General features: G+C 61.1%; 11 protein-coding genes. 1 reads left to right on the top strand and 10 read right to left on the bottom strand.

What is annotated here, in order from left to right:
* Positions 1 to 31 precede the first annotated feature (31 nt).
* The 9 genes from F8N43_RS15825 to F8N43_RS15780 all read right to left on the bottom strand — a co-directional run bounded on the left by F8N43_RS15825 (position 32) and on the right by F8N43_RS15780 (position 10,842).
* Positions 32 to 850, bottom strand: coding sequence for a phosphoglycolate phosphatase (locus tag F8N43_RS15825; RefSeq protein ID WP_150634271.1), 819 nt, complete (start codon positions 848 to 850; stop codon positions 32 to 34).
* Positions 847 to 1,521 (bottom strand): ribulose-phosphate 3-epimerase, encoded by a 675-nt coding sequence (gene rpe / locus F8N43_RS15820; protein WP_059407370.1) that lies wholly within the window; start codon positions 1,519 to 1,521, stop codon positions 847 to 849. The genes F8N43_RS15825 and rpe overlap by 4 nt, the downstream gene beginning before the upstream one ends.
* Before the next feature lie 80 nt (positions 1,522 to 1,601).
* Entirely contained in the window at positions 1,602 to 2,750 is a 1,149-nt protein-coding gene (locus F8N43_RS15815) for an iron-containing alcohol dehydrogenase (protein WP_150654018.1), read from the bottom strand.
* Between the two features lie 221 nt (positions 2,751 to 2,971).
* Positions 2,972 to 3,796, bottom strand: a complete 825-nt coding sequence (locus F8N43_RS15810; protein ID WP_064119279.1) for an ABC transporter permease — start codon at positions 3,794 to 3,796, stop codon at positions 2,972 to 2,974.
* 13 nt (positions 3,797 to 3,809) lie between these two features.
* On the bottom strand, positions 3,810 to 5,057 hold the full coding sequence (locus F8N43_RS15805; RefSeq protein ID WP_150634273.1) for an ABC transporter permease: 1,248 nt from the start codon (positions 5,055 to 5,057) through the stop codon (positions 3,810 to 3,812).
* Between the two features lie 169 nt (positions 5,058 to 5,226).
* On the bottom strand, positions 5,227 to 6,270 hold the full coding sequence (locus tag F8N43_RS15800; protein WP_150654017.1) for an ABC transporter substrate-binding protein: 1,044 nt from the start codon (positions 6,268 to 6,270) through the stop codon (positions 5,227 to 5,229).
* A gap of 45 nt (positions 6,271 to 6,315) precedes the next feature.
* Positions 6,316 to 7,440, bottom strand: coding sequence for an ABC transporter ATP-binding protein (locus F8N43_RS15795; protein ID WP_150634275.1), 1,125 nt, complete (start codon positions 7,438 to 7,440; stop codon positions 6,316 to 6,318).
* 372 nt (positions 7,441 to 7,812) lie between these two features.
* The gene (locus F8N43_RS15785) at positions 7,813 to 8,442 is read right to left on the bottom strand and encodes a response regulator transcription factor (protein WP_003210977.1); all 630 of its coding nucleotides are present in this window, start codon (positions 8,440 to 8,442) and stop codon (positions 7,813 to 7,815) included.
* Positions 8,443 to 10,842, bottom strand: coding sequence for a PAS domain S-box protein (locus F8N43_RS15780; RefSeq protein WP_150654016.1), 2,400 nt, complete (start codon positions 10,840 to 10,842; stop codon positions 8,443 to 8,445).
* Positions 10,843 to 10,913: 71 nt separating this feature from the next.
* Between F8N43_RS15780 and F8N43_RS15775 the strand changes: the two genes are divergently transcribed.
* On the top strand, positions 10,914 to 11,906 hold the full coding sequence (locus tag F8N43_RS15775) for an alpha/beta hydrolase family protein (RefSeq protein ID WP_150654015.1): 993 nt from the start codon (positions 10,914 to 10,916) through the stop codon (positions 11,904 to 11,906).
* 52 nt (positions 11,907 to 11,958) lie between these two features.
* Here F8N43_RS15775 and F8N43_RS15770 read toward each other — a convergent pair whose 3' ends face one another.
* The gene (locus tag F8N43_RS15770) at positions 11,959 to 12,726 is read right to left on the bottom strand and encodes a DnaJ domain-containing protein (protein ID WP_150634287.1); all 768 of its coding nucleotides are present in this window, start codon (positions 12,724 to 12,726) and stop codon (positions 11,959 to 11,961) included.
* Position 12,727 lies beyond the last annotated feature (1 nt).

The raw sequence follows: 12,727 nt of genomic DNA, 5'->3' as shown, positions 1-12,727 counted from the left end.
CAAACGCGCCGGTAGACCGGCCAGGAACAAGTCAGGCGCGCCAACGCCAGCGGGCCAGGGCCTTGATGACTTTCATCCAGAGTTTGCGAGTGACCACCACGATGGCGTTTCCAGAAGGGGGTTGAACAGCGTCGGCCAACGTTATCTCAGCGGCCGGATCCAGGCAACCGGGAATTAGCTTGCGCAGGTCGTCGATAACCAGCGCCGGCGACTCTTCGGCAATCGGCCGGCCATGGTTGTAGCCGTAACTGAGCGCCACACATTTGACCCCCGCCGCTTTCGCCGCCAGCACATCGCTGCGCGAGTCACCGACGAACAACGTTTGCGACGCCGGAATGTTGGCCATTTTCATCACGAAAAACAGCGCGGCCGGGTCGGGTTTCTTCTGCGGCAGGGTGTCGCCGCCGATGATCCATTTGAAATAGCGGCCGATCTTCATCTGATCCAGCAACGGCGCGACAAAGCGCTCCGGCTTGTTGGTGATCAGCGCCATCTCCACGCCTTGCTTGTTCAGCCACTTGAGGGTGTCACGTACGCCCGGATAAACCACCGTCAGGTCGTGACCGTCCTCGTAAAAGCCGTTGAACAATTCCAGCGCATGCTCGGCTTCGACCTCATCGACACCCTCGCCATCGATGTGATTGGCCAGGGCCCGACGCACCAGCATCTGCACGCCGTTACCGACCCAGTCACGCACCGATTCGATGCCGACAGGCTGACGCCCGAGTTTGAGCAGCATGTTATCCACCGCCGCGGCGAGGTCAGGGACCGAATCGACCAGCGTACCGTCCAGATCGAACATCACCAGCCGTGGCAAACGCCCCGGGAACAGCTGCTCAAAGCCACTCATGGGCGGGCCAGCGCCAGCTCGGCGCGCATCTTCTCGATCACTTCCTGGTAGTTCGGCGCATTGAAGATCGCCGAGCCGGCCACGAAGGTGTCGGCGCCAGCCGCTGCGATTTCACGGATGTTGTTCACGTTCACGCCGCCGTCGATTTCCAGGCGGATGTCACGACCCGAGGCATCGATCAATGCGCGAGCTTCACGCAGCTTGTCGAGGGTGCCAGGGATGAACTTCTGCCCGCCGAAGCCCGGGTTGACGCTCATGAGCAGGATCATGTCCACCTTGTCCATCACGTACTTGAGCACGTCCAGCGGAGTCGCCGGGTTGAACACCAGGCCCGATTTGCAGCCGCCCTCGCGGATCAGTTGCAGGGAGCGGTCGACGTGCTGCGTGGCTTCCGGGTGGAAGGTAATGTAGGTCGCACCGGCTTCGATGAAGTCGCCAACGATGCGATCCACCGGGCTGACCATCAAGTGCGCGTCGATCGGCGCGGTCACGCCGTACTTGCGCAGTGCGGCGCAGACCATCGGGCCGATGGTCAGGTTCGGCACGTAGTGGTTGTCCATGACATCGAAGTGCACGAAGTCGGCGCCGGCGGCCAGAACGTTGTCCACTTCTTCACCCAGGCGGGCGAAGTCGGCGGAGAGAATCGACGGAGCAATTACGAAGGGCTGCATGACGCACCTTTTCTGAGCAGAATCACGATGGCGCGCATTGTATACCTCATGCTTTGACGCGCGCACCGTAAGGACGATGATCAGTAGGCTGCGCGGTAGATCTTCTCGATATCAATCGCACTCAGTTTGCGTGGATTGTTGCGCATCAAGCGCTCAATTCCTGCGGCCTCCACGGCCATGGCCGGGATCGCCTCCTCGGGAACGCCGAAACTGCGCAGGCCTGGCGGAATTTCTACCGCCGCGCACAATTCGGTCATTGCCTCCACGGCTTTGTCGGCCGCTTCATTGGCGCTCAGATGAGCGGTCTTCACCCCCATGGCTTCGGCAATATCCTGCATACGCTCGACGCAGGCCATCTTGTTCCAGCTCATGACATACGGCAGCAACAAGGCGTTGCTGACGCCGTGGGCAATATTGAAACGACCGCCCAGCGGATACGCCAGCGCATGCACCGCGCCGACCCCGGCATTGCCGAACGCCATGCCGGCCATCAGGCTGGCAGTGGCCATGTCTTCGCGCGCCTGCAGGTTGGAGGGGTTGGCGTAGGCCTTGGGTAACGCTTGAGTGATCAACTTGATCGCGCCGATGGCCAGCGCGTCGGTAATCGCTGAAGCATTGAGGGACAAATAAGACTCGATGGCATGCACCAGCGCATCGACGCCACTGGCGGCGGTAACGCTGCGCGGGCACGTCAGGGTCATTTGCGGGCTGACCAGTGCCACGTCCGGCAACAGATAGTCGCTGACGATGCCCTTTTTCAGCTGCGCAACCTTGTCGGAAAGGATCGCGACGTTGGTCACTTCCGAGCCGGTGCCGGCGGTGGTCGGGATGGCGATCAGCGGCGGGCCTTTGCGCGGCACCTGGTTGATGCCGAACAGATCCTCCAGCGCGCCGTGGTAACCGGCATAAGCGGCAACACTTTTGGCGATGTCGATCGCACTGCCGCCACCCAGGCCGATCAGCCCGTCGTGCCCGCCTTCGCGATAAACCCGCATGCAGTCTTCGACGATGGCGATTTCCGGATCGGGCAGCACACGGTCGAAAATCTCGTAGCTTCGGTCCCCCAGCTGCGCGAGCGCCAGTTCTACCGTACCGGACTTGACCAGCGCGGCGTCGGTGACGATCAGCGGGTTGTCGATGTCCAGGCGCGTGAGTTCGGCGGACAGTTGCTCGATGGCAGCCGCGCCGGTGATCAGTTTGTGGGCGATTTTGAAAGAGGAAAGACTCATCGTGCGCAGCCTCTTATAGATAGGGGAGCTGGGCACAATAGTAGCTGGGGATTCGGGTTTGTCTGCTATTCAGGGTGTGAATGACCAACGATCCCGAAACCACCACAAAACAACTGTGGGAGCGAGCCTGCTCGCGATGGCGGTGTGTCAGTCAACATCAATGTTGAACGTCAGGTCGCAATCGCCAGCAGGCTCGCTCCCACAGGGGATGGTGTGAGCCGTCAGACTTGGGCGGTGCGCAATTTCTCGCTGCGGCCACGCAGCCATTCGAGGGTCAGCAGCAGAATCACCGAGAAGGCGATCAGCAGTGTCGCCGCAGCGGCAATCGTCGGGCTGAGGTTTTCGCGGATGCCGCTGAACATTTGCCGAGGCAAGGTCGCTTGCTCGGGACCGGCGAGGAACAACGTCACCACCACTTCATCGAACGAGGTCGCGAAGGCAAACAGCGCGCCGGAGATCACGCCGGGAGCAATCAGCGGCAGGGTCACGCGACGGAACGCCGTCAGCGGCGAAGCCCCGAGACTGGCAGCCGCACGCACCAGATTGTGGTTAAACCCCTGCAACGTCGCCGACACGGTAATGATCACAAACGGCACGCCCAACACCGCGTGCACCACGATCAGCGAGAAGAAGCTGTTGCCCAGACCCAACGGGGCGAAGAACAGGTAACTCGCCACCCCGATGATCACCACCGGCACCACCATCGGCGAAATCACCAGTGCCATCACCAGCGCCTTGCCCGGGAAGTCGCCGCGGGTCAGGCCAATCGCCGCCAGCGTGCCGAAAATCATCGCCAGCACGGTCGCCGCCGGGGCGACGATGATGCTGTTCTTCAGTGCGCGCATCCATTCAGCCGAGGCGAAGAAGTCCTGATACCAGTGCAGCGAAAAGCCTTGCAGCGGGTACACCAGGAAACTGCCCGAGTTGAACGACAGCGGAATGATCACCAGCACCGGCAGAATCAGGAACAACAAAATCAAGCCGCAGAGAATCCGCAAGCTGTAGAACCACACCCGTTCGATGGGCGACATATAAGGACTCAGCATTTCGATTCTCCCCTTAGCTCAGGCGCAGGCGGCTGGCGCCCACCAGCCAGCTGTAAATCAGATAAAGCACCACGGTCGCCAACAGCAGCAGCCCACCGAGTGCGGTCGCCATGCCCCAGTTGATGCTGGTGTTGGTGTAGAAGGCGACGAAGTAACTGACCATCTGATCGTTCGGGCTGCCCAGCAAGGCCGGGGTGATGTAGTAGCCGATGGCGAGGATGAACACCAACAGGCAACCGGCGCCGACACCGGCATAAGTCTGCGGGAAGTACACCCGCCAGAAACTGGCGAACGGGTGGCAGCCGAGGGAAATCGCGGCGCGCATGTAGGTCGGCGAGATGCCTTTCATCACGCTGTAGATCGGCAGGATCATGAACGGCAGCAGGATATGCACCATCGAGATGTAGACCCCGGTGCGGTTGAACACCAGTTCCAGCGGTTTATCGATGATGCCCATGGCCATCAGGCCGCTGTTGATCAGCCCGCCCGATTGCAGCAACACGATCCACGCGGCGACGCGCACCAGAATCGAGGTCCAGAACGGCAACAGCACCAGGATCATCAGCAGGTTGCTTTGACGCGATGGCAGGTTCGCCAACAGGTAGGCCAATGGATAGGCGAGTACCAGGCAAATGGCGGTGATGACCAGGCCCATCCAGAAGGTCCGGGCGAAGATGTCGAGGTAGATCGCCTGGTCGGGCGTCGCCGGGGCGATTTCGCCGAGGTCGTCGATGCGGTGATCGACCGCTGCCAGCAGGTAGTACGGCGTGATGTTGCTGGTGTTGCGGCGCACCGCTTGCCAGTAGGCCGGGTCGCCCCAGCGCTCGTCGAGACCTTCCAGCGCTTCTTTATAAGAGGCCGGTTCAGCGGCGAACGGCAAGGCGCGGGCGGTTTTGGTCAGCAGGCTGCGGTAGCCGGCCAACTCCATGTTCAAGCGCTTGGACAGATCGCCCAGGGTCTGATTCTTGCGCGCTTCAGCGAGGTCTTCGCTGGCCGCTTTGTAAACCGGTTCAGCGGGCAGGCCACGGCCGTCCCAACTGGCGATGGCCGCCACGGTGCGCGGCATGCCGCCGACCACTTCCGGGTTACCAACGCTTTTGTAGAGCAGCGCCACGATGGGCACCAGGAACACCAGCAACAGAAACAGCACCAATGGCGCGATCAAGGCCTGGGCCTTCCAGCGGTTGATCCGCTCGGCGTGCTTGAGCCGCTGCTTCAAGGTGGGGTCAGTGCCCGCGTTCAGGGGAATGGCGGTGGCCATGGCGTACTCCGGAAATCTTTGATCGTTACAGAGGCATACAAACAACCTGTGGAAGCGAGCTTGCTCGCGATGGGGGCATTCGATTCAACATCGATGTTGACTGCCCCGCCGCTATCGCGAGCAAGCTCGCTCCCACAAGGATTGCGGTGTTCAAACCACAGCGTTTCGGTTACTTCGCAGCCCAGGAATTGAAGCGCTGTTCCAGTTGCTCGCCGTTGTCAGCCCAGAAGCTGACGTCGATCTGCACCTGGTTGGCGATGTTTTCCGGGGTGGTCGGCATGTCTTTCAGGACATCCTTGGCCAGCAACGGAACGGCCTGAATGTTGGCTGGGCCGTAAGCGATGTTTTCCGAGTAGGTCTTCTGCTGCTGCGGAGCCACCGAGAACGCGATGAATTTCTTCGCCGCTTCAGCACGTGCCTTGTCGAGACCTTTTGGAATCGCCCATGCGTCGAAGTCGTAGATACCGCCGTTCCACACGACTTTCAGGTTGCTTTCTTTCTGCACGGCAGCGATCCGGCCGTTGTAGGCCGAGCTCATGACCACGTCACCGGAAGCGAGGTACTGCGGCGGTTGTGCGCCGGCTTCCCACCACTGAATGCTTGGTTTGAGCTCATCGAGTTTCTTGAATGCGCGGTCCTGACCGTCTTTGCCGGCCAGCACTTTGTAGACGTCTTTCGGCGCAACGCCGTCGGCCATCAGAGCGAATTCCAGGGTGTACTTGGCGCCTTTACGCAGGCCACGCTTGCCCGGGAATTTCTTGGTGTCCCAGAAATCCACCCAGCTGGTCGGTGCGCTTTTCAGCTTGTCGGCGTTGTAGGCCAACACGGTCGACCACACGAAGAAACCCACGCCGCAAGGCTGGATAGCGCCTTTGACGTAGTCTTCGCTCTTGCCGAACAGCGCCGGGTCGAGTTGCTCGAACATGTCTTCGTCGCAACCACGGGACAATTCCGGCGATTCAACTTCCACCAGGTCCCAGGACACGCTCTTGGTGTCGACCATGGCTTTGACCTTGGCCATTTCACCGTTGTATTCGCCGGCGACGATCTTGCCGTTACCCGCCGCTTCCCACGGTGCGTAGAAGGCTTTGACCTGCGCAGCCTTATTCGCCCCGCCAAAGGACACCACGGTCAGGTCCGGGCCCGCCGCCATCGCGTGTGCCGCACCAATCATGCCCATGACCAGGGCGGTGAATTTCAGGGATCTCAACATTTATTGTTCTCTCCACGTGCAGGGTTGGTTGAAGCAGGGGGGCGATCAATTCGCCTCTAAAAGTGGGTCGAGCGCGCGAACGTGTTCGACCTGCCAGCCAAGCGGTACCACGTCGCCGACAGCCAGCGCGGGATCGAGCTCGGCAATCGGTTGTTTCACGAAGAAGTCGGTCTTGCCGCAGACTTCCAGGCGAACCCGGACGTGGTCGCCCAGATAGATGAATTCCGCCACCCTCCCTGAGAAGCGGTTGACGCAGGACTCGCTCGAACCATTGAGGCTCACGCGCTCCGGACGAATCGACAGCGTGACGGGCTCGCCGGTCTTGCCGACGTTGACGGCCAGCGCTTCAACCTTTTCACCGCGACCGAGTTCGACGATGCAGCGGTCGCCGGTCTGACTGTGAAGGCGGCCGTTGAGGCGATTGTTCTCGCCGATGAAGTTGGCGACGAAGGTGTTTTTCGGTTCTTCGTAGAGGCTGCGCGGCGGGGCGATCTGCTGGATTTCGCCCTGATGGAACACGGCCACGCGGTCGGACATGGTCAAGGCTTCGCCCTGGTCGTGGGTCACGTAGACCACGGTCACGCCGAGGCGCTGGTGCAGGTGCTTGATCTCCATCTGCATGTGTTCGCGCAGTTGCTTGTCGAGTGCGCCGAGGGGTTCGTCCATCAACACCAGTTGCGGTTCGAACACCAATGCACGGGCCAGCGCCACACGCTGTTGCTGACCGCCGGACAGTTGCGCCGGATAGCGCTGGGCGAAGGCGTCGAGCTGAACCATGCTCAGGACACGTTTGACCCGGTCGCTGACATCGCTCTTGTTCAAGCCGCGCACGGTCAGCGGGAACGCCAGGTTCTCGGCGACGGTCATGTGCGGGAACAGTGCGTAGTTCTGGAACACCATGCCGATGTCGCGCTTGTGTGGCGGCACGTTGTTGATGGCACGCCCGGCCAGGAGGATTTCGCCGGCGGTCGGGGTTTCGAAACCGGCGAGCATCATCAGGCTGGTGGTCTTGCCCGAACCGGACGGCCCGAGCAAGGTGAGGAATTCGCCTTTGCGAATGTCCAGGTTGAGGTCTTTGACGATCAGGTTCTCGCCGTCGTAGCTCTTCTGCACTCCACGAAAGCTGACCAGAATGTCGCTGGCCCCTGCGTTTGAATCGACCTGGCTCATACCCACACCTTTGTTATTGATGACTGCTGTGGACTAAGCCTAGTGGACGCTGGGGGGCGCGCAAATCGGGGGGCAGGAGAGAATCGCCTCAGCCGGATGGAAGGTTGGGGGTAGGGATTGCCCTACAAGGATGGCGGGAATGGATAGGTCGACGGCGAGTGTTCAGCTGCAAGCCACAGGAACGGGTAAAAGCCGCTTTTAAGGATGTCGCAAATGGACATGTCACCGCGGTCCTGTGGGAGCGAGCTTGCTCGCGATTGCGGTGTGTCAGTCGACCTGCGCTTTGAATGATCCATCGTCATCGCAGGCAAGTCGAATCGTCGCACCGCCGCTCCCACAGGGATTTGCAGTGAGGTGATGGAATCGGGTGCGTTAGAGCAGTTTGTGTTCCATCGCGTATTTCACCAGTTCGGCCAGAGAGGTGATGTTGAGCTTCTGCATCAGCCGCGCCTTGTGGGTGCTGATGGTTTTGCTGCTCAGGGCCAGTTGCTGGGCGATGTCGTTGACGTTGGCGCCCTGGGCCAGGCGTTCGAACACCGAGAATTCACGCTCCGAAAGCAACGAATGCAGCGGACGCGAATCGGTCAGGCCGACCTCGAAAACCATGCGGTCGGCCAGGTCCGGGTCGATGTAGCGACCGCCCGCCGCGACCTTGCGGATTGCCGTCAGCAACAGCGCCGGGTCGCTGTCCTTGGTCGCGTAACCTGCCGCGCCGACCTTCAACGCCCGGGCGGCCATTTGCGCTTCGTCGTGCATCGACAACACCAGGATCGCTGGCGGATTGTTAAGGGCGCGAATCCGCGGAATCGCTTCCAGTCCGTTAACCCCGGGCATGGAAATGTCCAGCAAGACCACTTCGCAGGGAACATGGCGCAGGGTTTCGAGCAACTGCTCGCCATTGCTCGCCTCCCCTACCACCAGCAAATCCTTGGCGAGCCCGATCAATTGCTTGATGCCTTCGCGGACGATGGTGTGGTCTTCGGCTACCAGTACACGGATCACTTACTTCTCCTCATCCAGCGGCACTCGCACGCTCAGGGTCGTGCCTTCACCCGGTTCACTCTCAAGCGACAATTGCCCGCCCATGATCAACACCCGTTCGCGCATGCCGACTACCCCAAAGGATGTCGACCTACCCGTCGCGGGGACAAATCCTACGCCATCATCGCTGACGGTCAGGCACAACTCGTCGCCTTCCAGCGTCAACGTCAGTTCGACAGTATGCGCCTGGGCATGGCGCATGACATTGGTCAGCGCTTCCTGAAGGATCCGGAACAGGCCAATCGCCTTGGCATCACTGAGTACCGGCAGGTTCTCCGGCACCTGCACCAGACACGGGATCTGCGTGCGCGCCTCGAATCGGCGAGCCTGCCACTCGATGGCCGAGGCGATCCCGGCATCGAGAATCGGCGGCCGCAGCGCCGTGGCCACGTCGCGTACCAATTGGAACAACTGCGCGATCAATCGCTTCATGCTGTTCAAGCGTTCGTTCAGACCGGGGTCGAGCTGGGCGTAGGCCAGTTCGCACATGGAGGTTTCCAGTTTGAGCACGGTCAACATCTGACCCAGTTCGTCGTGAACTTCCCGGGCGATGCGGGCCTTTTCCTCTTCCCGCACGCTCTCAAGGTGCGCAGACAACTCACGCAACTGCTCGCGAGAGCTAGCCAGTTCCAATTCGATGCGTTTGCTCTCGCTGATGTCCCAGACGATCCCGTCCCAGACATAGGCGCCGTCTTCAAGTCGACGGGTGATGGCCTTGATTTCGGCCCAGCGTTGTTCGCCGGCCCGGGTGAGAATCCGCCCCTGCCACGACCAGTCACTGTCGGTGTCCAGCGCATGGTCCTGGGTTTGGTGATAACTGGCCTTGTCGTCCGGGTGCACCAGGCTGCGCAGGCCTTTGTCGCGATGGGCCAGGGTGGCCGGTGAGTAACCGACCAGGCTCTCGCTGCCTTCACTGATGTAGGCAAAGTCGATCTGCCCCGTCACCGGTGCCCGCTCCAGACGAAAGACCAGTCCTGGAACGTTGGCGGCGATCCCTTGCAGACGCGCTTCGCTTTCCTGCAGCGCGGCCAATGCACGCCGGCGGTCGGTGACGTCATTGAGGTAGACCACCAGGTATTCGCTGTCGCGAAATCGCAAAAAGCTCAGCGAAACATCCACCGGCAAATTGCTGCCATCCGCCCGTACGCAGTTGGTTTCGAAACTTTGCGGGCCATCCTCGCTGGCCCGGGCGCGTTTCCACAGGTTCAACCAGCGATCCATGTGCAAGCCGGGCTCGAAGTCGATCAGCGGCCGATCAATGATCCCGCCCGCCGGATAACCCAGCATGGTTTCGGCGGCGCGATTGGCGTAGCGCACATGGCTGTCCCAGTTGACCCAAAGGATGCCGACAGTGCTCTGATCGATGGAAAACTGGGTGAGGCGCAAGGCTTCTTCGCTGGCGGCACGCAGGGCAATGTCTTCGCGCGCGGCCCGCAAACGATGCTCAAGACTGTGCTGCTGCCGACGCTGCCAGAACACGATGGCCATGCTGCTCAGCATCAGCACCGCCAACAACAGACAGAGGTTTTGCCAGAAACCCGGGGATTCGGTGAGGCGCGGGTACTTGGGTTGCAGCCATTGGTTGTGCAGCTGCTCCAGGTCCTTGGCCGGGATCGCCCTCAGCGCGCTTTCGACGATGCCGGCCAGTTCCGGCCAATCCCGGCGCGTGGCCACCCGCAACAGTTGCGGCAAGCCGATATCACCGACCACCACCAACCCGGCAAACTCCGGTTCGACGGACAAACGTCCCAATTGCGCTTCGTCGACCACGGCGTAACTGGCTTGCTGACTCAGCAACAGTTGCAAGGCCTGGCGCTCGACCGGCACGCCCTGGAGGTTCAGGTGCGGGTAATTGCTGCGCAGGTAATCGGCGGTGGCGCTGGGCATGCGCACGGCGACGCGGGTCTGGCTGTCGAGTTTTTCCAGCTCGACCACGCCGGCGCCCTTCTGGTCGCTGACCACCAGTTGCGGCACCCGCATGTACGGATCGGAAAACTGCCACAGGCGCAGGCCACCGGGGGTTTGCGCCAGTCCCGGGGCGATGTCGATTTCACCTTCGCGCGCAGCGATTTCCAGTTGCGCAAGGTCTGGATAGTTACGCCAGCTCAGCTCGACCTTGAGCGCTTTGGCCAGCCATTTCATCAGCTCGACGTTAACCCCGGACAGCCGCTGCAATCGGCGATCATATTGCGCATAGGGCACTTGCAACACCAATCCGACGCGCAGTTCAGCATGTTGCGCCAGCCATTGCTGCTGGCTCGCAGACAACTGCGCGACATGCACCGATGGCGCAGGCGCCGCCCAGCCCATCAAGGGAAACCACAAACAGCCGATAACCCACAGGCAGCAAAAACGCATCATTGAAGTCTCACACTGACAAATACTGACCAACCCATTAGGCTGCCGGAACCACTTCTGGCCTGGAATATCCGATGCCCCCTGTCTACCGCCTGGCACTGCCAGCATTGTGCCTGTCGCTGATCCTGCCTTGCGCCTTTTCCGTCAAGGCCGCTGACCCGGCACCGGCTGCCGCGGAAAAATCCGCAGGCGAAAAACCGGTCGAACGTCAGCCATTGCTTGAGCGTAGTCAGGAAGAAGCGACGGCACTTGAGCGAAAAATTCCCGCTCAGGAACAGCAACAACTTCAGGCCGGCAGCGACACTTTTCTGGCCTTGTGGAAACCGGCCAATACCGCTGACCCCAAAGGTGCGGTGATTATCATCCCCGGCGCTGGCGAAACTGTTGACTGGCCGCAGGCAATCGGCCCTTTGCGGCGCCAATTGCCAGACGCCGAGTGGAGCAGCCTGAGTATCACCTTGCCAGACGTGCAAAGCGATGCCATTGCGCCACGTATCGTCGCAGTGACGCCGTCGCCCAAAGCGCCTGATGCTGGCAGCAAGGATTCGACCACGGCGGCCCCCATCGAACAGGCGGCGGGCGGTGAAGCGGAGGTGGTCGACAAGGCCATTGCCGAAACCAGTGATGAACAGGCCAAAGCCGACGCTGAACGAATTTTCGCACGCATAGATGCGGCTGTTGCCTACGCCGAACAGCAAAGCGCTCGCAGCATCGTGGTGCTGGGTCATGGCACCGGCGCTTATTGGGCCGCGCGGTATCTGAGCGAGAGGCAGCCATCGCAAGTCGAGAAGTTTGCGATGGTCGCCGCGCAGACGCCCGTGGCAGCAAAGCCTGGCCTGGCTGAATTGACGCCGACACTGAAGCTGCCCACCGCCGACATTTTCTATAAGGACAAGCCGCTGGACCGCAACGCGGCACTGGAGCGCTTGCAGGCCAGCAAGCGCTTGAAGGCTTCGGCGTTCAGTCAGGTATCGCTCAAGGCGTTGCCGGGTAACTCGCAAGCGGAGCAAGAGCAGCTGGTGCGTCGGGTGCGGGGTTGGTTGAATCCCAAGCCAGAGGCGAACTGATAGATCGAGTTGCCCGCGAAGGCGTCAGCGCTGTGGATACATCACTCACCGGCTAGCGAAAATCCCGCCGCTGACGAATCAACGTATAGGCGTTATGCAATTCGCGCGTCTTGTCCGTGGCCTCGCGCACCTGCAACGCCGTCGCACCGCTGCCGGCAATTTTGTCCGGATGATGACGACTCAGCAGGCGTCGATAGGCGCGCTTGATCTGCGCCGGTTCCGTGGTGGCGGACACCCCCAGCAGCGACAACGCTTCCTGATAAGAGATGGCAGTGCCAACCGACGGTCGCTTGTGCGGCTCATAGTCAGCCGCCAGCGCCTGCACCTGATACGACGTCCAACCCAACCATTTACCCCATTGGCCAATCAGTTCGCGCTCGGCGTGACCCGCTCGACCATCGGCCCAAACCATTCGCCAACAGGCGCGCAACACGCCTTCCGCCGCATGGGGTTGCGCGCTCAAGCGTCGCAGATAACCGCGCAACCGGTCGTGGCCCGATTTGCCGCGGTTGAATGCGGCAATCGCCCGGCGCTTGGCCGGCTCGGTCATTTCCAGTGCCTGCATTTCCTGGCGCGCCTGCAGGATATGCCCCTCAGCCACTCGTCCATCGCATTTGGCCAACCGCCCCAGCAACACAAACAACAGCTCATCGTTGCGCAGCATCGGTTTACCACCGAGCTTTTCCCGCAGATGCCCCCACGTCTGCAATTGCAGACGCCGATCCAGCGCCTGCCCTAGCAAGGCGCCGAGCATGGCCCCCGGAATGCTGGCAATGGCAAAGCCCGCTCCGGCTCCAATCAGAGTCCCTGGCCACAGCATC

The sequence above is a fragment of the Pseudomonas fluorescens genome (assembly GCF_902498065.1).
In the GTDB taxonomy this organism is placed as follows: domain Bacteria; phylum Pseudomonadota; class Gammaproteobacteria; order Pseudomonadales; family Pseudomonadaceae; genus Aquipseudomonas; species Aquipseudomonas fluorescens_BJ.
The sequence above is the reverse complement of the archived record's forward strand: the minus strand, read 5'-3'. Positions and strand labels throughout refer to the sequence as shown.